This is a genomic window from Marinobacter azerbaijanicus (assembly GCF_030250645.1).
GTDB classification, from domain to species: Bacteria; Pseudomonadota; Gammaproteobacteria; order Pseudomonadales; family Oleiphilaceae; genus Marinobacter; species Marinobacter azerbaijanicus.
This window is the reverse complement of record NZ_JASSVS010000003.1, coordinates 488254-513651: the sequence shown is the minus strand read 5'-3', so window position 1 is coordinate 513651 and position 25398 is coordinate 488254. Positions and strand designations below refer to the sequence as shown.

Below are 25398 nucleotides of genomic sequence, written 5' to 3'. Positions count from 1 at the left end.
CGGCGGCGCCCCGCGACGGAATCACTCCTCGTAGGGCGTGACGTTGTCCGCAACGATGGAATAGGAAGACGAAGCGATATCGTTCTCCGTTCGCTGAATCTGCAGCGTGCCCTCAATCCAGACCGGATCGTACAGGGCTTCCAGTTTGAAGCCCTCTTTGTACTTCACATGGATGATCTGGTTCGGGGGCGGAGGTGGCACATGGATACAGGCACCGTAATAGGGCACCAGGAAAAACTCGAGAATACGCATATCCTGGGTGGTTTTCAGTGGCACCACGAAGCCCGGGATCCGGCCCGACCGACCATCCATTTCAGGCACCACACGGCCGGTCATGATTTCGTCTGGCAGTGCAGCGGGACCATCACCTTCGTGGGTGACTTCTGGCATACTCTCGAGCAGATTGAGATCCTCTGCCGGCATCAGCTCCAGCCAGTCGATCTCCTCTGATGCCTCTTTTGCGTTGGCTGAGGTAAACAGACTGAAAACCGCAACCAGCACCACAACAGACAGGGAACCAGACAAGCGGCGCGGCTGCAAACGGAACTCCAAAGGCTTTGACATAAAACTGACTACTCCTGTGACATTGCAGGAATCATACACCGGATGACCAATGCCTGACATGACCAGCAAGACAGACGTACAAGGGGATAGTTCCACACCCCGGCAACAGGCGCTCCACATCAGTAACCTGGCCTTTCGCTGGGATCAGACCCAGCCGCCACTGAGCTACCCGGACATCACGCTGAATGCCGGCGAACACCTGTTCCTCAGAGGCCCCAGCGGCAGCGGAAAGAGCACACTTCTGAGCCTGCTGGGCGGGCTGATCGTGCCCGATGCGGGAACGCTGACATTGCTGGGCACTGAACTGGCCGGCCTGACCAGTGGCCAACGGGACCGCTTCAGGGCCGACCACATGGGTGTGATCTTCCAGCAGTTCAATCTTGTGCCCTACCTGACCACACTGGACAACGTTATGCTGCCCTGCCGGCTTTCCCGCAAGCGTCGGGCGCAAGCCCTGCCTACCCCGGCGAAGGAGGCGGAATCCCTGCTGACCGAACTGGGCATTCCCGAGAGCCACTGGCATCGCCGTGTCACCGGCCTCAGCGTTGGCCAGCAGCAACGTGTTGCGGCAGCGCGGGCCCTGACAGGAGCCCCGGAACTTATCCTGGCAGACGAGCCCACCTCCGCCCTGGACAGCGACAACCGCGACCGGTTCATAGAGCTGCTGCTCGGGCTGGCTGCTGAGAAACGGTCATCAGTCGTCTTTGTCAGCCACGATCAGGGCCTGGCGAAGCGGTTCGATCACCAGATCGCACTGGAGACGATACAATGAGTATAAGGCTGGCATTTTCACTGGCTATGGCGAGTCTCTGGTACCGGCGCAGGGTGCTGGCTCTGGTCACCCTGACCCTCACCCTCAGCATTACCCTGCTGTTGGGCGTTCAATATCTTCGCACCGAGGTCAAACAGTCCTTCTCCAACACCATATCAGGCACCGACCTGATCGTGGGTGCCCGAAGCGGTCAGTTAAATCTGCTGCTGTACACCATCTTCCATATTGGCGACGCCACCAATAACATTCGCTGGAGCACCTACCAGAAACTGCAGGAAGACCAGCGTATAGACTGGCTGGTTCCCATCTCACTCGGTGACAGCTATCGCGGTCATCGGGTTGTCGGCACCAGTGATCAGTTCCCGGAACACTTCCGTTACGGTCGCGATCAGAAACCCGAGCTGCTCGCAGGTGAATGGTTCAGCGATGTATTCGAAGTGGTGCTGGGAGCCAGGGTGGCTGACCAGCATGACCACCAGCCGGGTGATGACATTATTCTTTCCCACGGCGGCGGCAAAACCAGCTTCTCCAACCACAAGGACACTCCCTTCAGGGTCACTGGTATACTTGCACCCACCGGCACACCAGTGGATCAGGCGGTTTACGTCAGCCTGCAAGGCCTGGAAGCCATTCATATCGGCTGGGAATCCGGCGTTGCCATCCCCGGGCGGACGGTTACCCCCGAAGAGGCCAGGAAGCGGGACCTGACACCGGACGCCATAACGGCTGCACTTGTTGGCATCGACCGCAAGGTTCTGACTTTCCAGGTCCAGCGACAGATCAACGAGTCACAGGCTGAACCACTGTCAGCGATTCTTCCGGGTGTGGCACTCAGCGAGTTATGGCGCATTATGGGCCAGTTTGAAAAAGCCCTTCTGGGCATCACCGGCTTTGTGGTGATCATCAGCCTGATCGGGCTCATTGCGGTATTGTTGACACTCCAGGTGCAACGAAGACAGGAAATTGCCATCCTCCGGGCCACCGGCGCCTCCCCCATGCTGATTGCCTCTCTTCACGTGATCGAGTGTGTGATACTGGCCGTGTCCGCTTGCGGGCTTGCGCTGATCGTTGGGGCGGCGGGCATTGCCGGGCTCAGCCCCTGGCTGCTGGAAACCTGGGGCATCCAGGTGACCCTGAGGCCACTGAACCAGACAGAATGGCTGATCATCACCAGTGTGCCCCTGGCGTCACTGATCGTGGGCCTGGCTCCGGCACTCCTGGCCTGGCGCGGCAGTCGTAAACAGGGGCTGGGCCATGTGATGCCGGAGTGATGGCAATCACGCATCACGGGCCATGACATCCCTGTAAATTGACCAACTTGCAGTCCACACTTATAGTTAGTTCACCTCTTTGATACAGGCGTTGGACGACTCATGGAACAGTCCGAACTACAGGCATTGGCGGACAAACTCGACAGACTGATCGAACACTGTCAGAAACTGGAACGTGACAACGCGATGCTGCGCGAGCTGCAGGACGACTGGAACCGTGAGCGTGCGCAACTTATGCACAAGAATGATCTTGCCAAAAACAAGATCGAAGCCATGATAGGACGCCTGCGGGCCCTGGAGCACCACTGATGCCAAAGCAGCCGACAACCGTCGAAGTAAAGATTCTCGACAAGGAATATCTGGTCGCCTGCCCTGAAGAAGAACAGGACGCCCTGTTGCAGGCCGCCAGACACCTGGATATCAAAATGCGTGAAATCCGCTCCAGTGGCAAGGTCTTCGGCACCGAGCGCATTGCGGTAATGGCCGCCCTGAACATCACCCACGATTTGCTGGAACGGGACACCATGTCGGACGCCGCCAGTTCGATCCTCAATGCCATGGACAAGAAGCTCGATACGGCCCTGAACGAATCCTCTGGTAACTAAGCATTACACAAGGATCCGATTCAGGTGTTGCAATCAGCCCCGGCAATGCCCGTATAATGACAACAACTTCCTGGGCTGTTCGCTGGTCGGATTCGTCCTCGAGCCGATGCGCACTACCCAGGTGGCTACTCTAGGGCATTGTGAGCACGTCCCCTCACGGGGAAAGCCTAATATGTCACAGCGGCCACCGACCTTGAACTTTGGGTTCAAGGGCCACATCCGATAACGGCAGCCCGGGAAGCTTATTTTGACCAACGTTATCTCCCCCCAGCCTTTTGAAGACCATCCTGATACCCGATCACGCACCAGACTTCGCAAGACCCTGCGGAAAAAACGCCAGTCCCTGTCTGTGGAAGAACAGCAGGTAGCTGCCGAACAGCTTGCCCTGAATCTGCTGCGACATCCCGATCTTTACCGGGCGCGCCATGTGGCAATCTATCTGCCCAACGACGGCGAAATCGATCCCCGGGTCTACGCCCATATTGCCCGCAAGCGCGGCATCCGCTTTTATCTGCCCGTGTTGCACCCGGTTCATCATGGACGATTGGTTTTCAGCCACTACACGGACGACACAGTGCTCACAGCCAACCGTTTCGGTATTCCCGAGCCACCCTTCCGGAAGGGATTGCGCCGGCCGCCATGGGCGCTGGATGCGGTTCTGTTTCCATTGGTCGGTTTCGATGAGTTCGGAGGAAGGCTTGGAATGGGGGGTGGTTTCTATGACCGTACCTTCGCGTTCACACGAGTACGACCACGGCTGGCGCCCAAGCTGATCGGGCTGGCCCATGAATGTCAGAAGGTATCGGAATTACCGCTGGAGCCCTGGGACATTCCCCTGCACGGCGTGGTGACTGACAGGAAACGTTACCGGGTGAAGGTGAAACATTCGTTGTAAGATTCAGTCCCGAACGGACGACACGATAACGGCTTCGCTTCCGGAAGCTGTTGGCTCGTCATCAGACGCCTGAAGCGAAGTAAAGCCGGTAATAACAAGGCCAACGGCAAAAATCAGCACAACCGTCCGGATAATGTCAGGCTTGCGGCCCATGTGGGAATCTCCGGTATCCGAAAGAGTAAAATTGATCTAAATCAGGGAGCTATTCTTGTTTTAAAGAATCAGACGAAAGACTAACACCTATCCTGCATTTTACAATTTTTCACAGGTTAAATATTTGTAAGGTTTCTCAAAGTCTGCTGAACAGGGTAGGGAGGCCCCTCCCGAAACTGTGCGGAGCCATGGATGGCGGAGCTCAAGCGTCACATGGATGTGCTTGAGCGTGTTTCGGGAGGGGCCTCCCTACCCTGTTCCCGCACCCAGTTCTGATCCGCATTATTCAGACTTTGTGTTACCAGCTCCCAAAAACAGCTGGTAAGCCTCGTTATCAGTCATGTTTTCGTAGCGGAAACCAACCTTGTCCAGCATTCTCTCGAAGTCTTTTACTTCGTCGTCTTCTACCTGAGCGCCCAACAGAACGCGGCTGTAGGCAGCACCATGGTTGCGGTAGTGGAACATGGAGATGTTCCAGCGGGTGCCCAGCGACATCAGGAATTTCAGCAGGGCGCCGGGGCGTTCCGGAAACTCGAACTGGAAGACCTTTTCGTTGGTGATAGTGGGCGCGTGGCCGCCGACCATGTGACGGATGTGCTGTTTGGCCAGGTCGCTGTCGGTCAGGTCAATCACCGAATAACCGGTTTCACGAAGATCCTGGATCAGGTCTTCGCGACCGTGGCCGCCGGCCTGGATCTGGATGCCCACAAATATGGTCGCGTTGGTAGCATCGGCGTAGCGGTAGTTGAACTCGGTGATGCTGCGCTTGTGCAGGGCGTTGATAAACGTCTTGAACGCCCCCGGCTTCTCCGGGATGGTCACCGCCAGGATGGCTTCGCGTTTTTCACCAATTTCCGTGCGTTCGGAAATGTAGCGCAGGCGGTCGAAGTTCATATTGGCACCGCTGAGGGTGGCAATCAGGTTTTCGTTCTCGATCTGCTCACGCTCGATGTACTTCTTGATGCCCGCCACGCCCAATGCGCCCGCAGGCTCGGCAATGGAGCGGGTATCTTCAAAGACGTCCTTGATGGCAGCACAGATTTCGTCGGTGGAGACGGTGATCACCTCGTCCACATGGTCCTTGCAGATCTCCCACGGGTACTTGCCGATCTGTTTGACCGCCACGCCGTCGGCAAAGATACCCACTTCATCCAGAATCACCCGCTTGCCTGCCTTCAGGGCCGCCTGCAGGCAGTTGGAGTCTTCCGGCTCGACGCCGATGACCTTGATTTCCGGGCGCAGGTACTTGATGTAGGCTGCCATGCCGGCAATCAGCCCGCCCCCACCAACGCAGATAAAGATGGCGTGGATGGGCTTGCTGAACTGCCACATGATTTCCATGGCCACCGTGCCCTGACCTGCGATCACATCCGGATCGTCGTAGGGCGGAATGTAAGTGTAGCCATGCTTCTGGATGAGCTCCTGGGCGTGGGCAGCGGCCTCGTCGAAGGCGTCGCCTCTCAGCACCACCCTGGCGCCATGGTCCCGTACCGAACGCACCTTGATCTCCGGTGTGGTCTGCGGCATCACGATTACCGCCTTGATGCCGAGATTCTTGGCTGCCAGGGCAACACCCTGGGCATGGTTGCCGGCTGAGGCACAAATCACGCCTTTAGCTTTCTGTTCCTCCGAAAGCTGTGCAATACGGTTATAGGCGCCACGAATCTTGAAAGAAAACACCGGCTGAAGATCTTCACGCTTGAGCATAATATTGTTGCCAAAGCGCTTTGAGAGGCTGCGGGCCTCGGTCAGCGGTGTCTCGATGGCCACGTCGTAGACGCGGGCGTCGAGGATTTTCTTTATGTAGCGTTGCGGCATGGTTCCGTCCGGAGGTTGATGTTTTGTTGGAAAAACGCACAGTGTAGAAACTTTGGCGGGGTTCCGTCTATAAGCAGGTCGCCCGGAAGCGCTATAATGACAGCCACTGTGACCATTTCCCGCAAAATATAACGGAGTTCCCTCGATGAATCAGGACGAACTGAAGAAAGCCGTCGCCCAGGCCGCACTGGACTATATCAGGCCCCATCTTGACCAGGACAGCATTATTGGCGTGGGTACCGGCAGCACGGCCAACTGTTTTATCGACCTGCTGGCCAACGTTCGCAATGATTTCGATGGCGCTGTTGCCAGTTCCGACGCCACAGCTGAGCGCCTGAAGAGTCACGGTATTCCGGTGTATGACCTGAACAGTGCCGCACCGCTTGAATTTTATGTGGACGGTGCCGATGAGACCAATGAACACCTGGAACTCATCAAGGGAGGCGGTGGTGCCCTGACCCGCGAGAAGATCGTTGCGGCGGTATCCAAGACGTTCATCTGCATTGCCGATGAGTCCAAGCTGGTGGGTATCCTGGGTGAGTTTCCGCTTCCGGTGGAGGTGGTGCCCATGGCTCGCAGCTATGTTGGCCGCGAAATAGTGAAGCTGGGCGGTGATCCGGTTTACCGCGAGGGTTTCATTACGGATAACGGCAATATCATTATCGATATCCATAACCTGGATATTTCCCGGCCGATCCAGGTGGAAGAGAAGCTGAACAACATTGTGGGCATTGTGACCAACGGGCTGTTTGCCCGTCGGCCTGCGGATTTGTTGTTGCTCGGTACTGCAGATGGCGTTAAAAGCATTTCCCGCCAGGACGGCTAGCTCCGGGAAGCCGCAAAGGGGTAGGGCTGTCAGGGGCACGCTGTAAATACGTCCCTGTACGCTCGACAAAAACATCCATGTTTTTGACGTCCCCTGACAGCCCTACCCCTTTGCGGCCCAGACTCTTTTCGGGCCTGCCTGAACCAAGCGCTTGCTTGGTTTTTCAATTTGGGTGAGACTGCTTCTATGGTTTTTGATCACAGGGAGCATCACCGTGTCCGATTATTTCAACGATACCCATGAGCAGGTTCGTCAGAGTGCCCGCAAGTTTATTGCCACGCATGTCCTGCCTTTCATCGACGACTGGGAAGAGGCCGGTGAGTTTCCCCGGGAGCTCTATAAAAAGGCTGGTGATGCGGGACTTCTTGGGGTCGGTTTTCCGGAAAGTCTCGGCGGTGTCGGGGAAGGCGATGTGTTCATGAAGGTCGCTGTTTCGGAGGAGCTGATGCGTTCGACCTCCGGGGGGCTGGTGGCCGGTCTGGGGTCGCTGGATATCGGTCTGCCGCCGGTGGCGAAATGGGCCCGGCCGGAAGTGAAGGAAGCCATCGTACCGCCGGTGTTGCGCGGCGAGAAGATCGCCGCGCTGGCGGTCACCGAACCCGGTGGTGGCTCCGATGTGGCCAGCCTCAAGACGAAGGCGGTCAGGGATGGCGATCATTACATCGTCAACGGTAGCAAGACCTTTATCACCAGCGGCATTCGTGCCGATCACTACACGGTGGCAGTGCGCACCGGTGGCGAAGGTCACGGGGGTGTCAGCCTGTTGCTGATTGACCGCGACATGCCGGGCTTCTCCAGGGGCAAGAAGCTTCGCAAAATGGGCTGGTGGGCCAGCGATACGGCGGAACTGTTCTTTGAAGACTGCCGGGTACCGGCCAACCGCCTGATCGGCGCCGAAAACGCCGGCTTTATTGCCATCATGAGCAATTTTCTGGCGGAGCGCCTGAGCCTCTCGATTATGGCGTACATGACCGCCGAAATAGCCCTGGAAGCAGCCATGGCCTGGGCCGGGCAGCGGGAGGCGTTTGGTCGCCCGGTCAAAGGCTTCCAGGTAACACGCCATAAGCTGGTGGACATGGCTACCCAGGTGGATGTGGCGCGGGAGTACACCTACCGCTGCGCAGCGCTGATGCAGGCGGGCAAGAACCCGATCAAACAGGTGGCGATGGCGAAGAACTTTGCGGTGGAAGTTTGCGAGAAGGTCACCCGCGAAGCGGTGCAAATTCATGGTGGTATGGGGTATATGCGGGAATCGGTGGTTGAGCGGCTGTACCGGGATGCGAAGATTTTGTCGATTGGTGGCGGTACCGATGAGATTATGAAGGAGTTGATTGCGAAGCAGATGCGATTGTAGTGTTTCCGCTTGTTCTTGTCGGATTACGCCTGCGGCTAATCCGGCCTACGTAAAAAACTAACCTGCCGGCAGGCGACTCGGAGCTTTGAGGCCTCTGGTGGGGACAGGCTTCCAAAACCGTGGAGGGCCAGGGATGGCCCGACCGAGCCTACATGGAAGTACTTGCGGCGTGTTTTGGAAGCCTGTCCCCACCAGAGGGCATGCACCGAAGCTTGCAACACCCCAAAGCGAGACCAACGTTTAGTTTCGATCCATACCATTGTGCCGTATAATTGCGCCCACTTTTTAAACGCAGTCAAACGCACTTCAGATAAGGATCACCCATGAACTTTGACAACATCCCGGTTGGCAAGAATCCGCCAGAAGACATCTACGTGGCCATCGAAATCCCGGCAAACAGCTCTCCGGTCAAGTACGAACTGGACAAGGACATGGGTGCCCTGCTGGTAGACCGCTTCATGGCCACCCCCATGTTCTACCCGGCCAACTACGGCTTCATCCCCCACACCCTGGCCGATGACGGCGATCCTATCGATGTACTGGTCGTCACTCCATACGCCGTACAGGCCGGCTCCGTTATCCGCTGCCGCCCGGTCGGCGTACTGAACATGGAAGACGAAGCCGGTGGCGATGCCAAGCTGATTGCGGTTCCCCACGACAAACTGACCACTTCCTACCACGACGTGAAGGAGATTGATGACCTGCCGGAACTGCTGCGGGACCAGATCCATCATTTCTTCGAAAACTACAAGACTCTTGAGCCAGGCAAGTGGGTCAAGGTTCAGGGCTGGGGCAATGCAGCAGAAGCCAGAAAAGCTATTGAAGACGCCGTGAACGCCTACAAGGGCTGAATCCATCGCCTTCAGGCGAAGATAAAAAAACCGGGCTGAAATTTGGCCCGGTTTTTTTATGGCAGAGTGCTTTGCTGACGTTAACCCCGGGTCAGCAGGTCACGCATGTCGCTGATGGCAGCGCTGGCACGGGACAGGTACGCCGCCATGGTCAGGGAGTGGTTGGCAAGCACACCGAAGCCGCTACCGTTAAGAATCACAGGGCTCCACATTTCTCCCTGTGTACCTTCCAGTTCGATAATGATCTGCTTGGCGCTCGACAGGGCATTCTTGTCTCTCAGCACCTTGCGGAAATCCACCTCGACGGCGCGGAAAATGTGCAACAGAGCCCAGGCGCTGCCGCGGGCTTCGTAAAACACATCGTCTATTTTTGTCCAGGGGGTTTTCACTTCTTTACCCAATACATCTTCTGACAGCGGATCGTTGGGGTTGATATTGGCAACAGCATCAGACACCGACGCCTTACCAACGCTTTCCCCCAGCGTGCGGGAAAGGCTTCCCAATCGGGTTTCCAGGTCCGCCAGCCAGTTTGCAAGGTTGTCTGCCCTGGCAAAGAACTGGGCATCGGGCTGGTCAGGACGGGAAAGCCGGTCAAGGTAGCTGTAAAGGGCCTTGATACCCCGACGATACTCCGCCTCTGTGGACGGAATCGCCCAGCTGCCACTGTCGAAGTGGAATTGGGGCTCGGCAATCGTCAGGTCGGGATCTTCGGCGGACTGGCTTTGAGAACGACTGATGTCTTTGCGCATTGCCCGGGAGAAGTCGCGAAGCTGTACCAGCGCGCCGTATTCCCAGTTGGGCATGTTATCCAGCCAGACTCCCGGCGGGAAAATATCGTTGGAAATATAGCCCCCAGGCTTGTCGAGAAGCGTTTCAGCCACCCGGATCATGGTTACCGTGGTAGCAAAGCCAGTGACCGGCTCACGCTGCATCTCGCTGGCAACCGCCCGGGTGTGCTCACGAACCGAGAATATCTCCGGCTCACTGCTCCAGATCATCCCAAGTACAATTGCAACCAGCAGATAAACAACAAGAACAGCCAGGATGAACTTTCCGACCACCCCACCACCGCCGAAAAAATCCCGGAGGTCGTCTTTGCGATCACTGAAATACTGTCTGATGTTTCCTGGCATTGGCTGTTTTTCCCCTGTCTGTCCGTTGTTTCCGTCTGCGATCGTCAATTACCATGACGCAAAGGCAGGTTTTATGCAATTTGCGACGTCACTGCGAACGACCTCCCTGCCCCGCCTCAAACGGCCGCCCGAGATGGTACCCCATTGCGCCATCGATACCGATACCGCGCAGGGCCGAATATTCACTCTCGGCCTCTACGCCCGTGACGTACACCCGAACACCGCGGCTGTGTGCAATTGTGGTGACGGACTCAAGATAAAAACGATTGTCCTCGTGGCTGTCAATGTTGTGGATGAAGCTGCTGTCAATACGCAGTGCCTGGAATCTCAGATTCCTCAGGTAACTGAACGGCACGCCGCCAACCCCGAAACGGTCGACAATCACCGGCACCTGCAATCGATTCAGGGCACGCACCCAGAGCCCCACCTGAACACGGTGATGATGAATGGCCTGTTCGGAGATCCCGATCTGCAACCGCTGGCGCTCTGGGCCCGACGTCGCCAATTTCTCCAGAAGTTCCTGACGAAACTCGTCGCTGGCGACCGAGACCACCCCCAGGGCCATGGCCAGGCGTATCCCGGGCTGGGCCCGAAGCATCGACAGAGAGTGCTCCAGCACCCAGCGGTCAATATCAGGAATCATGCCAAAGCGTTCGGCCATGGGCACATAGATGCTCGCCTTGATCCATCCATCGGTCGTTTTCATCCGGGAGAACACCTGATGAAAAAGCACTTCACCGTCACCCTCGCGAACCATCGGCTGCAGCCAGAGCGACAACTGGTTATTCCTGATGGACTGTTCAATGATTGTGCGCCAGGTTTCACTATTGTAGTGCTCATGCCTCTCGGTATCAGCGGCATGGCAGGCGGACGATGCTTCTGCCTGGGCCTGGCGAAGGGCCTCATCGGCAGCTGCCATCAGGTCACGGACATTGCGATTCCCCGCAGCCTGGGCAATACCTGCATGGACCGAAACCTCCATCGGGGCTGACAGGTCACAGTAGATACCGTCAAGTTCCTCAACCAGATTGCGACTCCATATCAAGCCATCTGCCCGCGAAACACCGGGCAGAAACACACCGAATCCGGCGCCGGTTAACCGCCCCGCAAAGGAGTCGCTATGCTGACGGGTAAAGGAATCAATTGCAGCAGCAATGCGAACCAACAGGCGATCGGCCTCTTCACGGCCATAGGTCTGGTTGTACAGGACAAAATCCGCCAACTGGATCAGGAGTAGAACGCCGGGCGCTGCCCGCTCTTCGGACTCCACTTCCACCTTGAGCCGCTGTTCGAATGCCCTGCGGCTGGCAAGACCGGTCACGCTATCCTCGTTGTTGATCTTCCGCAGGTGCTGGATCAGCTTGGCCTGGCCCTCGAACAGCTGGCCAAGGTCGTCTGCCATCTGGTTCATGGCGTGAGTGACCTGGTTCAGTTCGCGGGTGGAGGTGATGTCTACCCGACGCCGGAAATCACGCCGACCGAGGGCTCGGGCCTGCCTTTCCACTGCCCTGAGTGGTCGCAGGAGGCGGGTAATAGTCCAGAACAGGCCGACCAGCCCAGCAGCGGCTATCAGTGTGGTGCCGGCGGCTGTGCGCACGGTGACCTTCCAGAGATCCTCGTAGGCGCGGCCAGGGTGACTCACCACCCGTACCTTGCCTAGCCGGCTCCAACCTCGCACTACTTCTGCCTCCCCCACAGGCAAGGGCAGGTCAGCCAGGGAAACAAACCAGTCCGGTACATCTATTTCTTTAAGTGATGCCTCCCTGCCGGCAATTTCCTCACCGTTGTTGTCAAGGTAAACCACAGACAGGTACCGGCCACTGTCGAATACCGCGTCAATCAGCGATGAGGCAGCCACCGGGTCGCGACCGTCAATGGCATTGGACAGGGACAGACCGATCGCGGTGGCACCATCCCGTGAGTGCCCGCGAAGCTGGTCTGTCATGTAATCCCGGAACCGGTCAAAGCTCACACTTATGGCGGCAACCAGAACCAACAGCAAGAGCCCCCCGGCAAACAGCAACAACAGGCTACGCAGGGTAATCACACCCCGCTGTCGGGGAAATTGAAGTGTTTTTTGCATCCGTGCCATAACTGGCAACCCCTGACTGAAGGAACGGTTACCGGGGAGCTGATGTGACCTGCACCGCATAGTTGACAAACATTTACATAGAGTCACCTACGCCGACAACAATAAACACTATAGACTCTCCAAAACGACTAATGTTGAAAATATCTGTCCGTGACGGAGATGTGCGGCAAGGAACGAAAAAAATACAGGCCGGAGCACAATGAACGACGAAAGCCAGAAAGACAAACTCAGGCAGCACTTCGCTCGCCGTGTCACCACCCAGGCGAGGGTTGTCCTGGATACATGGCAGAAGATCCACGAAGACGCAAGCCAATCCGCCGCATTCAGAAGTGATTTTGCCAGGGCTGCCGACAAGCTGGTCCGCTATGCCAGACGGTTCGAGATGGAAACCCATGCCGACTCCGGGCAAAAAGTGTTTGATCTGGTTGGCGAATGGCCCGAAGGCGAGGCTCTGCCAGACGGCCTCGACCGCAAACTGCAGGATGCCATTGAACAGCTCTCCCGATGCACCCTTCGGCGCACCGACCAGACAACCAGTGAGACGCCCCAGCAGTATCGACGCACCCCGGTTTACATTGCGCTGTCCAGCGAGGAAATGGCCAGCCGGCTTATTCGCCAACTGGAATTCTTCGGCTTCCGTGCATCAGCTTTCCATACGGCGGAGAAACTGATCGAAGCCTGCGCTCTGCACAAGCCCGAAACCATCCTGATGGACGTCAACTATGGTGGAGAACCGTTGAGTGGCATTGCCACGATTGAACGCCTGCAGGAACGTCACGATACGCCTATCCCGATCATTTTCATGAGTGATGAGGACGGCACCATTGAGACGCGACTGCGAGCCTCCCGCTGTGGTGGCGAGGAGTTTTTCTATCCGGCGGTAGACCCGGGCCAGTTGATCGAAAAAATCGAGACCTACACCCACGGCAATACGGTGGAACCCTACAAAGTGCTGGTTCTGGATGACTCCCGGGCCCAGGCAAAGTTCATGGAGACGGTGCTCAAAAAGGCCGGCATGACCGCTCACATCATCACCGACCCCATGCAGATCATTCATGCGCTGGAAGACTTTTCTCCGGAGATCATCATCCTCGATATGTACATGCCGGGTTGTACCGGCATGGAGATCGCCCGTGTAATCCGCCAGCAGGACCGCTTCCACAGCGTCCCCATTATCTATCTTTCTGCCGAGGAAGATGTCAGCAAGCAGCTCCACGCCATGAGCCTCGGGGGCGATGACTTCCTGACCAAACCTATCGATCCCAAACACCTGATTGCCACTATCCATAACCGTGGCAGGCGTGCCCGGTCGCTGCTGGCACTGATGATTCGTGACAGCCTGACTGGCCTGTTCAATCACACCCACACGCTGCATCTTCTGGACCAGGAGATTGTAAAGTGCCGACAGAAAGACCAGCCGCTCTGCTTCGCGATGATCGACATCGATTACTTCAAGAAAGTGAATGACACCTTTGGTCATCCTATCGGTGACCGCGTTCTGAGAAGCCTGTCCATGTTCCTCAAACAGCGACTGCGCAAGACCGACCACATAGGACGGTACGGGGGGGAGGAATTTGCCATCATCCTGCCGGATACCCGCGAAAGCGATGCCCGCAATGTGCTGAACGAAATCCGCGAGCGTTTCTCGGAACTACTGCAGCCTGCCGGCGACAGGGAATTCAACGTTACTTTCAGTTGCGGTGTTGCCGCCTGGAAGGGTGACACATCCCAGGCGTTGTGCGAGCGGGCAGACAGGGCACTCTACCGCTCCAAGGAGCAGGGCAGAAACTGTGTGACAGCGGCTGGCGACTGAGCTGTTCCGGCTCAGTCGTCACCTTCGACAGTGAGGAAAACGGCAGTCTGGTTCATTAGCTGGTAAGCCACCTCACCAAACGTAATGGGACCTGTCAGTTGTGCCGTTTTTCTTCCCTTCAGACCGGAATGCAGGTAGTTCAGGATACAGTTGCAACCAAACACCAGATTTCCGGAATGCCTGGGCATGGCGGCAATGAACTTGGCCGGGTAATCTGCAACCGGCCTCGCAAAACGGTAAGGAACACCCTCAAATACCGGCGCATAAAGATTCACCCTGCCTGCCGATTCATCTATCGACTGAATGCTCACATTGACCACCGCCCCACAGTAATCTGCCACCAGGGGCAGCTCGGGGCCAATTTCCTGAGCCGCTATGACTTCCGCCAGATTGCCAACCACACCATCCACGCGACACTCGCCCGGGGCGTCGCCAGTTGCGCCAAAGGTCAGCTCCGGCCCGAAGCCCGCCTCGAACAGATTGACCGTGTGCACCATGGCTGAACGACCTTCCGGTAAGCGCACGTGCAGCACCACCGCCTGGTCGGTATGAAGCTCCCCGCTGGAGCCATCGAGCACTGCAGCACTGCGATTTCCCAAGTCATCCAGGTGAACGCCGGAGACCCATCCGACAATAGGCTTGATGAACATATCAGGGAAATCGGGAGCGTGGTGGGCGTAGACTTCCAGCACTGGGCTTCCGGCAGGAAGGATTATGATCGAATACCCATTCTCCGGCGCATCCTCCAGCACATTCGCAAGGATCTCCACATCATAGCGGGCGACAGCGACGTCCATGGTATCCAGGCATTGCACGAACACCACATCCCTGCGGCACTGACCACCTTCCGACGTCATGAAATAGGGAGTGGTGCCACCGATCCACTGACCGCGGGGCAACTGTTTCAGGAGTGATTCATCACCGGCGATGGTCAGCCCCAGCCCCCGTTCGATCAGCACGGCGGCACTTTCCACGGACATCAAACCATTCCTTTTCTCGCCTTTCATGATTCTGCCCCCGCCGGGCCGCCGTGTCTCAATTCCAGTAGTTGGGAAATTTCGTGGGCGAGCTGTTTCTCATGCTTGATGAAGAATCGACGCACGGTGTTGACTCTCATGATTCTGGCGTCATTACTGGAAAGGGTGGGGAATTCCTGACGACACCGCGCCAGCAATAGTCGCAGACCCAGCAAACGGATATCTATGGACTCCTCTGATTCCAGCAATCGCAACCAGACCGGGTCGCCAGTTGGTGGAATCTGTCTCGACGAGGACGGCTCCATGCTCCTCTCGACCAGGTTTTCATCACCACCCCACTGACCTTCGCTGATGGCATGGCGTATCTGCCATGCCAGGTAGACGTCGATCTCCAACAGATTGCAGACCTGTCGATAACCCAGGCCAGCCTTGAGGCACTCAACGACTCGCTGTGCCAGACCATGGGTAAAGTCTCTGTCTACCTCCCCCAGAAAAGGCGAGTTCTGCCGCTGTGCCTGATCATCCGGCAATGTCGCGTGAACAAACGTCTTGAAAGCGCCGATATTGGCATGCCGCCAGCGCATTTTAGGGCGCACGAACGTGGGCCGGCCGAACCACGATTTGCCGGCCACCAGGTAGGCATGAAGTTCCCTGGTCTCCACGTCGACCTTCACCCGGTCAACGCTCCATGGTTCTTCCAGTTGCAGTAATTTTCGGCAGATCTCGGTATCTCGCATGATTCCTCCCTGGACTCGCAGACTTCTGAGATCATCAGTCTCTGCCGGATCGACGGCCACGGACAGACCACCATCGCGTTGATCCGATTAAACTTAGGGAGTAAATCCGGGGTACCGGGCTGGTATGAGAGCAACTTTGTTCGCATACGGCAAAAACCGAACATGAAACCAACGTCTTATAGCGCTCCTTCTCGTCGTTCACGACAATAGCCACGTAATCGGCAAAAATCGCGCGGGTATCGCCAGGATACTTTTTGACACACGGCAGAATGTCAAAAAGTGTTGATCTGAAGGCCTCAAGCACGCACCATTGGGTGAAAATGTCGCTAAAGTCGGCGATCCTGTAGACAAGTCAGCAAGGCAGATACAATCATGGCGACCATCCTCGTCCTGCATGGACCCAACCTGAACATGCTCGGAACCCGCGAGCCAGAGGTCTATGGCCATGAGACGCTGGCTGACATTGACGAGCGATTGCACCGGAAAGCCGCCGAAGGTGGTCATCACCTGCTACATTTACAGTCAAACGCGGAATATGAACTGATTGAGCGGATACATGAAGCCAGATCAGAAGGGGTGGATTTCATCATTATCAACCCGGCGGCATTCACCCACACCAGTATTGCACTACGGGATGCCATGCTGGCATCGGGCATTCCGTGTATTGAAGTACATCTTTCCAACGTGCATGCGCGGGAAGCTTTCCGCCATCACTCTTATTTTTCTGATATCGCCGAAGGCGTTATCTGCGGGCTGGGCAGCATAGGGTACGACCTTGCACTCGAAGCCGCCCTGCAACGAATTCATCGATAGAACTGATTAAACGGGATCGGACTGACTATGGACATTCGCAAGATCAAGAAACTTATCGAGCTGCTGGAGGAATCCGACGTCGAGGAGCTGGAGATTCACGAAGGTGATGACTCGGTGCGCATTTCCCGCCGTCGAGAGCAACTGGCCGCACCGCAGTATATGGCCCAGTACCCCGCACCGGCACACCAGCCAGCGCCATCCTCACAGCCAGCTGCGCCGGCCGCCGATGAACCCGCCAAGCCAGCAGAGCCTTCGGGGCATGCCGTGAAGTCGCCGATGGTGGGTACTTTCTACCGTTCGCCCTCACCAACTGCCAAGGCCTTCGTAGAAGTGGGGCAGTCAGTAAAAGCTGGTGATGTGGTTTGTATCGTGGAAGCCATGAAGATGATGAACCAGATCGAGGCGGACAAGAGCGGCACCATCACCGAGATCCTGGTAGAGAACGGGCAGCCGGTCGAATTCGACCAGCCACTGATCATCATTTCCTGAACCCGGTGATATCCTCATGGCTATGTTAGAAAAAGTTCTGATCGCAAATCGCGGCGAGATCGCCCTGCGCATCCTGCGTGCCTGCAAGGAGCTGGGAATCAAAACCGTGGCCGTCCATTCGCAGGTTGACCGCGACCTCATGCACGTGCGCCTGGCGGATGAGTCTGTCTGCATTGGTCCCAATAGTGCCGCTGACAGCTACCTGAACATCCCCACGATTATCAGTGCGGCAGAAGTGACGGATTCCGTCGGTATTCATCCGGGTTACGGCTTCCTGGCCGAGAACGCGGATTTTGCCGAGCAGGTGGAGAAAAGTGGATTTCGCTTCATCGGCCCCAGGGCTGAAACCATTCGCCTGATGGGGAACAAGGTCTCGGCCATCAACTCCATGATAGAAGCCGGTGTTCCCACCGTTCCTGGTTCCGATGGACCGCTGACGGACGATGACCAGCGCACCCTGGAAGTCGCCAGAAGAATCGGCTACCCCGTGATCATCAAGGCAGCATCCGGTGGTGGCGGTCGCGGCATGCAGGTTGTCCATTCCGAAGCAGCCCTGCTGAAAAGTGTGCAGATCACCCAGAGCGAAGCCAAGAACACCTTTGGCGATGCCACAGTGTATCTGGAGAAATACCTGGAACGGCCCCGGCATGTTGAAGTTCAGGTGCTGGCCGACACCCATGGCAACGTGATTCACCTGGGCGACCGGGACTGTTCCATGCAGCGTCGACACCAGAAAGTACTGGAGGAAGCGCCAGCACCGAACATTGATCCCGAAGCCCGGGAAGTGACCCTGAAGGCCTGCGTCGATGCCTGTAAAAAAATTGGCTATGTAGGGGCCGGCACGTTCGAGTTCCTTTACCAGGATGGCGCCTTCTACTTTATCGAGATGAACACCCGTGTACAGGTGGAGCATCCGGTGTCGGAGATGGTGACGGGCGTGGACATCGTGCGCGAGCAGTTGCGGATTGCCAGCGGCCTGCCGCTGCAATACACCCAGGACGAGATCAAGATCTCCGGACACGCCCTGGAATGCCGCATCAACGCCGAAGACCCGCAAACCTTTGTGCCAAGTCCGGGTAAGGTCAAGCATTTCCATGCCCCTGGCGGCAACGGCATACGGGTAGACTCGCATCTTTACAGCGGTTACACCGTGCCCCCCTTCTACGACTCCATGGTGGCCAAACTGATCACCTGGGGCGACGACCGGGAGATTGCTCGCCGCCGCATGAAGAATGCGCTGGACGAGCTGGTGGTTGAAGGCATCAAAACCAATCAGGCGCTGCACAGGAAACTGGTACGCGATGGCGGCTTTAAACAGGTAGACTTCACTATTCATTATCTGGAGAAACTGATACGGGACTGACCCGTACAGTCAATTTGTCTACCTGACAGGACACCAACATGCCCTGGATACAACTACAGATCCCGGCTGATCCCGACAATGCGGACCAGCTTGAGGATCTGCTTATGGAAATGGGCGCCGAAGCCGTCTCCATGGAAGATGCCGCTGACCAGCCGCTGTATGAGCCCGACCCGGGCACAACGCCACTATGGCACCAGACCAGCGTAACCGGACTGTTCGGCGCGGAGCGGGATATTGAAGAGCTTTGTGCTGCGGTCAAGGACGCCTGGCACCAGCAGACACAGCAGTCCCTGCCGGACATCGACGTTACCCTGGTGGAAGACAAGGATTGGGAACGGGAATGGATGGACGACTTCAAGCCGCTCCGCTTTGGCGAGAGGCTCTGGATCGTACCCAGCTGGCACGATGCACCGGACCCGCAAGCAGCCAACCTGCTGCTGGATCCGGGGCTGGCGTTTGGCACCGGCACCCATCCCACTACCGCACTGTGCCTGGAGTGGCTGGATGGGCATGATGTGTCATCGCGACAGGTGATTGATTACGGGTGTGGCTCCGGCATTCTCGGCCTTGCCGCCCTGCTGCTGGGCGCTGATCACGTCATCGGCATTGACACAGACCCCCAGGCCCTGGAGGCCAGCCGTGAGAACGCTCGACGCAACCGGGTGGAGGAAGAGCGACTTGATCTTTTCCTGCCTGCCGATGAACCGGACACCATGGCTGACATCATGCTGGCGAACATTCTCGCCCAGCCCCTGATCAGCCTCGCGCCCCGGCTGGCTGCAAAGGTGAAACCGGGCGGTGACATTGTGTTGTCCGGCATACTCTCCAATCAGGCCCGGGAGGTAATGGCAGCCTACGAGCCCTGGTTTATCATGGATGAACCGGAGCAACGTGAAGAGTGGATACGACTCACAGGACGGCGCAATGACAGGTGACGGAAACCGCTGAACCGACTAAACTCCGTGACTCGTAGTCGACGTCGCTTACAGGAACGAAGCATGACCCAGAGCAGCCTGCAGACACGATGCCCGAAGTGCGAAACCCGCTTCCGGGTGACAGACGCCCAGCTTGGCGTAGCCGGGGGTAAAGTGCGCTGCGGCAACTGCATGGCAGTGTTCAACGCGGTCGAACACCAGGTCAGAGGTAGCACTTCGTCCGACAAGAGCCAGCCCTCCACCCCAACACCGGAAAAGCAGGACAAGCCGGCTGACCAGAATTTCACCTCGGACGACGATCTGATCTTTGCGGACAACCCCGAAGAAGATGCCGCTGAAGGCCCCTATGCCGGTACCAGACTGACCTTCTCTGAGGACGAACTGAGCGACAGCTTCCGCACCATTGAGGAACGCGGGAGCGGCAGCTTCGACGCCGAAGATGACGAGAATCACGAAAAAATAGACGAAAGCTGGGCAGAAGCAATACTGTCCGAAGACGAGCCGTCACGCAAACCGGCTCACTCGACACAGGAAACCGGGGAACCGCCCAAACCACACGGATCCGAGGCGGAAACGGAGCCACCACTTTCTGCCGGGCACACCGAAGAGGAAACACCGCAGCAGCCCGCCAAGGCATCACCAGCGGAGCGGGAGGACCTGACGCACGGGCCCACAGAACATTCGGATGAATTCTATATTGACCAGCCCCCATCATCCTCGTTCGACTACGATACCGGCCCGGTATCCGACAGCGAGCCCATGGTTGCCAGTTCACCCTACAACAATCTCCGCAGGGAGCCTGTCTCTGTTGCCGGCAATGGAGGGGGGCGTCTGAGAACCGCCCTGTGGACCCTGGTGGTACTGGCATTGGTTGGTGTTCTGGTGGCCCAGGTCATCTGGTTCCAGTTTGACCGACTGTCCTCCATACCAGAGCTGCGCCCCTTCTATGAGAAAGGTTGCGAAATCGTGGGTTGCGATTTGCAGCCACTGGTGGACGTAGACGCCATCCAGAGCCGCAAACTGGTGGTAAGAACAAATCCCGAGAACCGCAGTCAATTGGTTGTCGACGCTGTCATCATCAACCGTGCGGCATTTGAGCAACCATTCCCGGCCATAGCGCTGACCTTCTCCAACCTGAACGGTGACGTGGTCGCCCAGAGCATCTTCACACCGGACGAATATCTTTCCGGGGAAGGCAGGGAAATGGAGGCCATGCCTACGGACACTCCGGTCAGGATCGCCATCAATATACGGGACCCGGGCAGAGATGCCGTGAACTACAATATCGCCTTCCGCGCCAATCAGGAGTAAGCAAGCCCTCACTTGCAAAACAGTGGGGACCGCCATCGAATTGCCTGAAAGTCAACCAGACAGAACGAAAAATAATCAACTTTTTCATGGCCTCGCCCCTTCAATAGCATCTCTCCCGGCGGTATCATTACCGCCCTTCGGATCAGAATCGGTTACTTATTGAGCAACCGTTCACATCCGGCGTTCGCTTAACCCGCTGTGACTCGGACTCAGATCATGCTGCCAACGGCAAACATCGGGCCGTACACCCTGCCCAATCCATTGATCGTTGCACCCATGGCTGGTGTGACTGATCGCCCCTTCCGGCTTCTCTGCCGGCGCATGGGTGCAGGGCTGGCAGTATCGGAAATGGTCATTGCGGACAGCAAGCTCTGGCACACCCGCAAGTCACAAACCCGGATGAACCATGAGGGGGAACCGGAACCCAGGTCAGTGCAGATCGCCGGCGGTGATCCGGACATGCTGGCCAACGCTGCCAGGTTGAACGCCGAATTTGGCGCCCAGATCATCGACATAAACATGGGCTGCCCGGCCAAAAAGGTCTGCAACAAGGCCGCCGGCTCGGCTCTGATGAAAGATGAAGCACTGGTACGGGAGATCCTGGAAGCTGTTGTGGCTGCCGTGGACATACCGGTAACGCTCAAAATGCGCACCGGGTGGGACCGCGAACACCGGAACGCACCGCTGATTGCCCGTATGGCGGAAGACGCCGGCATACAGGCTCTTGCCGTCCATGGCCGCACCCGCGCTGACGCTTACAGGGGCGAAGCGGAGTACGACACCATTGCCGAGGTGAAGTCACGGGTTGGCATTCCCGTGTTTGCGAACGGCGATATCACTTCGCCAGAGCAGGCAAAACATGTGCTGCACCACACCGGGGCGGACGGCCTGCTGATTGGTCGCGGTGCCCAGGGCCGGCCCTGGATATTCCGGGAAATCCTGCATTTCCTGGAAACCGGCAGGCATCTGCCGGCACCACCGGTCGACGAGGTGGAACAGGTGCTCAGCGAACACCTGAGCGCCCTGCACGCCTTCTATGGCGAAACCATGGGCGTGCGTATTGCCAGAAAACATGTGGGCTGGTATCTGCAGTCCCACGATCAGGACAAACGATTCCGCAAACGCTTCAACGCCATTGATTGCGCGCTGGAGCAGAAAGACAGCATTCAACAGTACTTTGCAGGCTTACGAAATGGAGAGGTATTCGCAGCATGACCGCTGAGACTTTGGCTAAAGACAACCTGACTCAACCCGCCAACGATGATATCCATCAGTTGCAGACAGTGAATAGCAGTGGCAACACCGTTACCCTGCGCGATAGCGTGGAAGTTGCTCTGAAAAACTATTTCGCCCAGCTTGATGGCGCCCCCGTAACCGAGGTTTACCAGTTGGTATTGTCGGAAGTGGAAGCGCCACTGCTGGAGCAGGTGATGAAGTACACACGCAACAACCAGACCAAGGCGTCGACGATGCTGGGCCTGAACCGAGGCACACTGCGCAAGAAACTCAAGCAGTACGGTCTGCTATAATCCAGCTACCCGGTTGAAACGAGGGCCTCCCGGACAACATTCGCGAGGCCTTCATTCGTTCATATCCAGCAGAAATAAGTGACCCATGGCAAATCAGGCTAATACCTCCGTTCGTCGCGCGCTGATCAGCGTGTCCGATAAAACCGGTATCGTGGAATTCGGCCGTGCGCTGACTGAACGCGGTATCGAATTGCTCTCCACCGGCGGCACCTTCCGGCTCCTGCAAGAAAACCAGGTACCGGTGACCGAGGTGAGTGACCACACCGGTTTCCCCGAAATGATGGATGGCCGCGTAAAAACCCTGCACCCGAAAATTCACGGCGGTATTCTGGGGCGACGCGGCACTGACGACGAAGTAATGGCAGAGCACGGCATTACTCCGATCGACATGGTGATTGTGAACCTCTACCCCTTCGAGGAGGCCGTCGCCAAACCGGACTGCGACCTGGCCACAGCCATCGAGAACATTGATATTGGCGGGCCGACCATGGTTCGCGCTGCCGCCAAGAACCACGACGACGTCGCCATTGTGGTAAATGCTTCTGACTACAGCCGGGTATTGAAGGAACTGGAGGCCAACGATGGCCAGCTCAGCTACAGGACCCGTTTTGACCTTGCCGTAAAGGCCTTTGAACACACTGCCGGTTACGACGGCGCAATCGCCAACTACCTCGGTGGCCGTACCGCAGACAACGACAACGCCGATTTCCCCCGTACCTTCAATGCCCAGTTCGTCAAGGTTCAGGATATGCGCTACGGCGAGAACCCGCACCAGCGGGCTGCCTTCTACACCGAGCGCAATCCGCGGGAAGCCTGTATTGCTACCGCCAAACAGTTACAGGGCAAGGAACTGTCCTACAACAACGTCGCGGATACTGACGCCGCGCTGGAGTGCGTAAAGCCTTTCGCCGACCCGGCCTGCGTTATCGTCAAACACGCGAACCCCTGTGGCGTGGCCATTGGCGCAGACATCCAGCAGGCCTATGACCTGGCGTTCGCCACTGATCCGACCTCCGCATTTGGCGGCATCATCGCCTTCAACCGCGAGCTGGATGCTGACACCGCAAAGGCCATCATCGACCGTCAGTTTGTGGAAGTGATTATCGCTCCCACCATCGCGCCGGAAGCGGTGAAACTGGTGGCCACCAAGAAGAACGTACGCCTGCTGGCCTGCGGCGAGTTTGATGGCGAGCGCGCCAGATCCATGGATTACAAGCGCGTCACCGGCGGCCTTCTGGTTCAGGATCGTGACCTGGGCATGGTGGCCATGGAAGACGTCAAGGTTGTCACCGAGCGCCAGCCGTCCGAGCAGGAACTGAACGACCTGCTGTTTGCCTGGGAAGTGGCCAAATACGTCAAATCCAACGCCATCGTCTACGCTAAGGCCGGTCGTACCATTGGCGTGGGCGCAGGCCAGATGAGCCGGGTATACAGTGCAAAAATCGCCGGTATCAAGGCCGCTGACGAGGGTCTTGAAGTGAAGGGGTCGGTAATGGCTTCCGATGCGTTTTTCCCGTTCCGGGACGGCATCGATGCTGCCGCTGAGGCTGGCATAACCGCCGTTATCCAGCCGGGTGGTTCCATGCGCGACCAGGAAGTTATCGACGCCGCCAACGAGCATGGTATTGCCATGGTGTTTACCGGAATGCGTCATTTCAGGCATTGATTCGGAGTAGGCCCAGTGTCGGATTACGCCAGCGGCTAATCCGACCTACTGTAGCTTAAGAATTGGACCGTAGGTCGGATTAGCCGCAGGCGTAATCCGACAACCAGGAATATAACTATGAACATTCTAGTAATAGGCTCCGGCGGCCGCGAACACGCCCTCGCCTGGAAAGCCGCACAGTCCCCTGAGGCTGATCGGGTCTTCGTGGCCCCGGGCAATGCCGGTACCGCCCGCGAGCCGGGCCTGGAAAACGTCAACATCGACGTCATGGACCTCAACGGTCTGGCAGACTTTGCCGCTGCCAACAACGTGGGCCTGACCATTGTCGGGCCCGAAGCGCCACTGGTTGCCGGCATTGTCGATCTGTTTGAAGAACGTGGCCTGCGGGTATTCGGCCCCAGTGCCGGCGCCGCCCAACTGGAAGGATCCAAAGCCTTTACCAAGGACTTTCTCGAGCGCCAGAAGATTCCAACAGCCGCCTACGGCAACTTCACCGATGTCGACCAGGCGCTGGCCTACGTGCGCAAGCAGGGTGCGCCCATTGTCGTAAAAGCCGATGGCCTGGCTGCAGGCAAGGGCGTCATCGTTGCAATGACCCTCCAGGAAGCAGAAGACGCGATCCGCGATATGCTGGCGGGCAACGCCTTTGGCGACGCGGGCAGCCGCGTGGTTGTCGAGGAGTTTCTTGAAGGCGAGGAAGCCAGTTTCATCGTCATGGTGGACGGCGAGCACGTGCTACCCATGGCCACCTCCCAGGACCACAAACGTGTGGGCGACGGCGATACCGGCCCCAACACCGGAGGTATGGGCGCCTACTCACCAGCCCCGGTGGTCACACCCGATGTCCACAAGCGCATCATGGACGAGGTGATTTATCCGACCGTTCGTGGCATGGCGGCAGAGGGCCATCCCTACAAGGGCTTCCTCTACGCCGGCCTGATGATTGACAGCTCCGGCGCCCCCAAGGTAATTGAGTTCAATTGCCGCTTCGGTGACCCGGAAACCCAGCCCATCATGCTCCGCATGAAGTCGGACCTGGTCGAACTCTGCGGTGCGGCAATTGATGGCAAACTTGACCAGTGCAGCTCGGACTGGGACGACCGCCCTGCCGTAGGTATTGTGCTGGCAGCAGGCGGCTACCCCGGCAGTTACAACAAAGGGGATGTTATTACCGGGTTGCCTGAGGCGGAAGCGGAAATAGACGGTGAGAAAGTGTTCCATGCGGGAACCCGGCTCAACGGCGAGAAGGTCCTTACCAATGGTGGCCGCGTGCTATGCGCCACTGCGCTCGGGCAGACCGTTACGGAAGCCCAGCAGCGTGCTTACGAGGTTGCTGGAAGAATCCAGTGGGAGGGTGTCTTCTACCGTAAGGACATCGCTTACCGGGCCATTGCCCGGGAAGACTCAGCCAGTGACTGATGTTGTATTATC

Annotated in this window: 25 protein-coding genes and 1 other RNA gene; 19 read left to right on the top strand and 7 right to left on the bottom strand. The window is 57.4% G+C overall.

All coding sequences use genetic code 11. The features are described from left to right. Positions 1-21 precede the first annotated feature (21 nt). Positions 22-564: a DUF3299 domain-containing protein gene (locus QPM17_RS08770; protein ID WP_285390274.1), complete on the bottom strand. Its 543-nt coding sequence runs from the start codon at positions 562-564 to the stop codon at positions 22-24. Positions 565-622: 58 nt separating this feature from the next. On the opposite strand from QPM17_RS08770, the gene QPM17_RS08765 reads away from it, so the two are divergent. From QPM17_RS08765 to QPM17_RS08740, 6 genes are all read left to right on the top strand, one after another. Then, positions 623-1336 carry an ATP-binding cassette domain-containing protein gene (locus tag QPM17_RS08765; RefSeq protein ID WP_422732745.1) on the top strand — a complete coding sequence of 238 codons (714 nt, stop codon included), beginning with the start codon at positions 623-625 and terminating at the stop codon, positions 1334-1336. After that, on the top strand, positions 1333-2607 hold the full coding sequence (locus tag QPM17_RS08760; protein ID WP_285390272.1) for an ABC transporter permease: 1275 nt from the start codon (positions 1333-1335) through the stop codon (positions 2605-2607). The genes QPM17_RS08765 and QPM17_RS08760 overlap by 4 nt, the downstream gene beginning before the upstream one ends. Before the next feature lie 102 nt (positions 2608-2709). Further along, complete coding sequence (locus QPM17_RS08755) at positions 2710-2916, top strand: TIGR02449 family protein (protein WP_285390271.1); 207 nt, start codon at positions 2710-2712, stop codon at positions 2914-2916. After that, positions 2916-3212: a cell division protein ZapA gene (locus QPM17_RS08750; protein ID WP_285390270.1), complete on the top strand. Its 297-nt coding sequence runs from the start codon at positions 2916-2918 to the stop codon at positions 3210-3212. The genes QPM17_RS08755 and QPM17_RS08750 overlap by 1 nt, the downstream gene beginning before the upstream one ends. 64 nt (positions 3213-3276) lie before the next feature. Next, positions 3277-3456: non-coding RNA, 6S RNA (ssrS, locus tag QPM17_RS08745), on the top strand. Then, complete coding sequence (locus QPM17_RS08740) at positions 3457-4107, top strand: 5-formyltetrahydrofolate cyclo-ligase (RefSeq protein ID WP_422732744.1); 651 nt, start codon at positions 3457-3459, stop codon at positions 4105-4107. A gap of 3 nt (positions 4108-4110) precedes the next feature. On the opposite strand, the gene QPM17_RS08735 is transcribed toward QPM17_RS08740, so the two are convergent. Beyond that, positions 4111-4260, bottom strand: a complete 150-nt coding sequence (locus tag QPM17_RS08735; protein WP_285390268.1) for a hypothetical protein — start codon at positions 4258-4260, stop codon at positions 4111-4113. A gap of 282 nt (positions 4261-4542) precedes the next feature. Further along, the gene (ilvA, locus tag QPM17_RS08730; RefSeq protein WP_285390267.1) at positions 4543-6078 is read right to left on the bottom strand and encodes a threonine ammonia-lyase, biosynthetic; all 1536 of its coding nucleotides are present in this window, start codon (positions 6076-6078) and stop codon (positions 4543-4545) included. Between the two features lie 145 nt (positions 6079-6223). Here ilvA and rpiA point away from each other — a divergent pair, with 145 nt between their 5' ends. The 3 genes from rpiA (at position 6224) to ppa (ending at position 9109) form a co-directional block, all read left to right on the top strand. Next, positions 6224-6904, top strand: a complete 681-nt coding sequence (gene rpiA, locus QPM17_RS08725) for a ribose-5-phosphate isomerase RpiA (protein WP_285390266.1) — start codon at positions 6224-6226, stop codon at positions 6902-6904. Between the two features lie 214 nt (positions 6905-7118). After that, positions 7119-8258: an acyl-CoA dehydrogenase family protein gene (locus QPM17_RS08720; protein WP_285390265.1), complete on the top strand. Its 1140-nt coding sequence runs from the start codon at positions 7119-7121 to the stop codon at positions 8256-8258. Positions 8259-8581: 323 nt separating this feature from the next. Then, positions 8582-9109: an inorganic diphosphatase gene (gene ppa / locus QPM17_RS08715; RefSeq protein WP_285390264.1), complete on the top strand. Its 528-nt coding sequence runs from the start codon at positions 8582-8584 to the stop codon at positions 9107-9109. Positions 9110-9189: 80 nt separating this feature from the next. Here ppa and QPM17_RS08710 read toward each other — a convergent pair whose 3' ends face one another. Further along, the gene (locus tag QPM17_RS08710) at positions 9190-10242 is read right to left on the bottom strand and encodes a DUF2333 family protein (protein WP_285390263.1); all 1053 of its coding nucleotides are present in this window, start codon (positions 10240-10242) and stop codon (positions 9190-9192) included. Between the two features lie 88 nt (positions 10243-10330). After that, entirely contained in the window at positions 10331-12334 is a 2004-nt protein-coding gene (locus QPM17_RS08705; RefSeq protein WP_285390262.1) for a bifunctional diguanylate cyclase/phosphodiesterase, read from the bottom strand. A gap of 199 nt (positions 12335-12533) precedes the next feature. On the opposite strand from QPM17_RS08705, the gene QPM17_RS08700 reads away from it, so the two are divergent. After that, complete coding sequence (locus QPM17_RS08700; protein WP_285390261.1) at positions 12534-14147, top strand: diguanylate cyclase; 1614 nt, start codon at positions 12534-12536, stop codon at positions 14145-14147. A gap of 11 nt (positions 14148-14158) precedes the next feature. Here QPM17_RS08700 and QPM17_RS08695 read toward each other — a convergent pair whose 3' ends face one another. After that, positions 14159-15154, bottom strand: coding sequence for a DUF6976 family protein (locus QPM17_RS08695; protein WP_285390260.1), 996 nt, complete (start codon positions 15152-15154; stop codon positions 14159-14161). After that, complete coding sequence (locus QPM17_RS08690; RefSeq protein WP_285390259.1) at positions 15151-15861, bottom strand: hypothetical protein; 711 nt, start codon at positions 15859-15861, stop codon at positions 15151-15153. Before QPM17_RS08690 ends, QPM17_RS08695 begins: the two co-directional genes overlap by 4 nt. 372 nt (positions 15862-16233) lie before the next feature. On the opposite strand from QPM17_RS08690, the gene aroQ reads away from it, so the two are divergent. The 9 genes from aroQ (at position 16234) to purD (ending at position 25386) form a co-directional block, all read left to right on the top strand. Then, positions 16234-16674 (top strand): type II 3-dehydroquinate dehydratase, encoded by a 441-nt coding sequence (gene aroQ / locus QPM17_RS08685; RefSeq protein ID WP_285390258.1) that lies wholly within the window; start codon positions 16234-16236, stop codon positions 16672-16674. 27 nt (positions 16675-16701) lie between these two features. Further along, on the top strand, positions 16702-17163 hold the full coding sequence (accB, locus tag QPM17_RS08680; RefSeq protein WP_285390257.1) for an acetyl-CoA carboxylase biotin carboxyl carrier protein: 462 nt from the start codon (positions 16702-16704) through the stop codon (positions 17161-17163). A 16-nt stretch (positions 17164-17179) separates the two neighbouring features. Then, the gene (gene accC / locus QPM17_RS08675; protein WP_285390256.1) at positions 17180-18526 is read left to right on the top strand and encodes an acetyl-CoA carboxylase biotin carboxylase subunit; all 1347 of its coding nucleotides are present in this window, start codon (positions 17180-17182) and stop codon (positions 18524-18526) included. A gap of 38 nt (positions 18527-18564) precedes the next feature. Then, a complete protein-coding gene (prmA, locus tag QPM17_RS08670; protein ID WP_285390255.1) occupies positions 18565-19461 on the top strand; it encodes a 50S ribosomal protein L11 methyltransferase in 897 nt (298 codons plus the stop codon). 63 nt (positions 19462-19524) lie between these two features. Further along, on the top strand, positions 19525-20772 hold the full coding sequence (locus QPM17_RS08665) for a DUF3426 domain-containing protein (protein WP_285390254.1): 1248 nt from the start codon (positions 19525-19527) through the stop codon (positions 20770-20772). Between the two features lie 216 nt (positions 20773-20988). Beyond that, positions 20989-21987, top strand: coding sequence for a tRNA dihydrouridine synthase DusB (dusB, locus tag QPM17_RS08660; RefSeq protein WP_285390253.1), 999 nt, complete (start codon positions 20989-20991; stop codon positions 21985-21987). Next, the gene (fis, locus tag QPM17_RS08655; RefSeq protein ID WP_285390252.1) at positions 21984-22301 is read left to right on the top strand and encodes a DNA-binding transcriptional regulator Fis; all 318 of its coding nucleotides are present in this window, start codon (positions 21984-21986) and stop codon (positions 22299-22301) included. Before dusB ends, fis begins: the two co-directional genes overlap by 4 nt. Before the next feature lie 85 nt (positions 22302-22386). Further along, complete coding sequence (gene purH / locus QPM17_RS08650) at positions 22387-23967, top strand: bifunctional phosphoribosylaminoimidazolecarboxamide formyltransferase/IMP cyclohydrolase (protein WP_285390251.1); 1581 nt, start codon at positions 22387-22389, stop codon at positions 23965-23967. A gap of 117 nt (positions 23968-24084) precedes the next feature. Continuing rightward, complete coding sequence (gene purD, locus QPM17_RS08645) at positions 24085-25386, top strand: phosphoribosylamine--glycine ligase (RefSeq protein ID WP_285390250.1); 1302 nt, start codon at positions 24085-24087, stop codon at positions 25384-25386. Positions 25387-25398: the final 12 nt, after the last annotated feature.

What these genes read in the sequence shown, in the direction of transcription:
- QPM17_RS08690 (WP_285390259.1), bottom strand. Translation starts at nt 15,861, where the DNA reads ATGCGAGATACCGAGATCTGCCGAAAATTACTGCAACTGGAAGAACCA.
- QPM17_RS08770 (WP_285390274.1), bottom strand. Translation starts at nt 564, where the DNA reads ATGTCAAAGCCTTTGGAGTTCCGTTTGCAGCCGCGCCGCTTGTCTGGT.
- purD (WP_285390250.1), top strand. Translation starts at nt 24,085, where the DNA reads ATGAACATTCTAGTAATAGGCTCCGGCGGCCGCGAACACGCCCTCGCC.
- QPM17_RS08760 (WP_285390272.1), top strand. Translation starts at nt 1,333, where the DNA reads ATGAGTATAAGGCTGGCATTTTCACTGGCTATGGCGAGTCTCTGGTAC.
- ilvA (WP_285390267.1), bottom strand. Translation starts at nt 6,078, where the DNA reads ATGCCGCAACGCTACATAAAGAAAATCCTCGACGCCCGCGTCTACGAC.
- aroQ (WP_285390258.1), top strand. Translation starts at nt 16,234, where the DNA reads ATGGCGACCATCCTCGTCCTGCATGGACCCAACCTGAACATGCTCGGA.
- QPM17_RS08755 (WP_285390271.1), top strand. Translation starts at nt 2,710, where the DNA reads ATGGAACAGTCCGAACTACAGGCATTGGCGGACAAACTCGACAGACTG.
- dusB (WP_285390253.1), top strand. Translation starts at nt 20,989, where the DNA reads ATGCTGCCAACGGCAAACATCGGGCCGTACACCCTGCCCAATCCATTG.
- QPM17_RS08665 (WP_285390254.1), top strand. Translation starts at nt 19,525, where the DNA reads ATGACCCAGAGCAGCCTGCAGACACGATGCCCGAAGTGCGAAACCCGC.
- QPM17_RS08765 (WP_422732745.1), top strand. Translation starts at nt 623, where the DNA reads ATGACCAGCAAGACAGACGTACAAGGGGATAGTTCCACACCCCGGCAA.
- QPM17_RS08695 (WP_285390260.1), bottom strand. Translation starts at nt 15,154, where the DNA reads ATGAAAGGCGAGAAAAGGAATGGTTTGATGTCCGTGGAAAGTGCCGCC.
- QPM17_RS08700 (WP_285390261.1), top strand. Translation starts at nt 12,534, where the DNA reads ATGAACGACGAAAGCCAGAAAGACAAACTCAGGCAGCACTTCGCTCGC.
- QPM17_RS08705 (WP_285390262.1), bottom strand. Translation starts at nt 12,334, where the DNA reads ATGGCACGGATGCAAAAAACACTTCAATTTCCCCGACAGCGGGGTGTG.
- prmA (WP_285390255.1), top strand. Translation starts at nt 18,565, where the DNA reads ATGCCCTGGATACAACTACAGATCCCGGCTGATCCCGACAATGCGGAC.
- ppa (WP_285390264.1), top strand. Translation starts at nt 8,582, where the DNA reads ATGAACTTTGACAACATCCCGGTTGGCAAGAATCCGCCAGAAGACATC.
- purH (WP_285390251.1), top strand. Translation starts at nt 22,387, where the DNA reads ATGGCAAATCAGGCTAATACCTCCGTTCGTCGCGCGCTGATCAGCGTG.
- fis (WP_285390252.1), top strand. Translation starts at nt 21,984, where the DNA reads ATGACCGCTGAGACTTTGGCTAAAGACAACCTGACTCAACCCGCCAAC.
- QPM17_RS08735 (WP_285390268.1), bottom strand. Translation starts at nt 4,260, where the DNA reads ATGGGCCGCAAGCCTGACATTATCCGGACGGTTGTGCTGATTTTTGCC.
- accC (WP_285390256.1), top strand. Translation starts at nt 17,180, where the DNA reads ATGGCTATGTTAGAAAAAGTTCTGATCGCAAATCGCGGCGAGATCGCC.
- QPM17_RS08750 (WP_285390270.1), top strand. Translation starts at nt 2,916, where the DNA reads ATGCCAAAGCAGCCGACAACCGTCGAAGTAAAGATTCTCGACAAGGAA.
- QPM17_RS08710 (WP_285390263.1), bottom strand. Translation starts at nt 10,242, where the DNA reads ATGCCAGGAAACATCAGACAGTATTTCAGTGATCGCAAAGACGACCTC.
- accB (WP_285390257.1), top strand. Translation starts at nt 16,702, where the DNA reads ATGGACATTCGCAAGATCAAGAAACTTATCGAGCTGCTGGAGGAATCC.
- rpiA (WP_285390266.1), top strand. Translation starts at nt 6,224, where the DNA reads ATGAATCAGGACGAACTGAAGAAAGCCGTCGCCCAGGCCGCACTGGAC.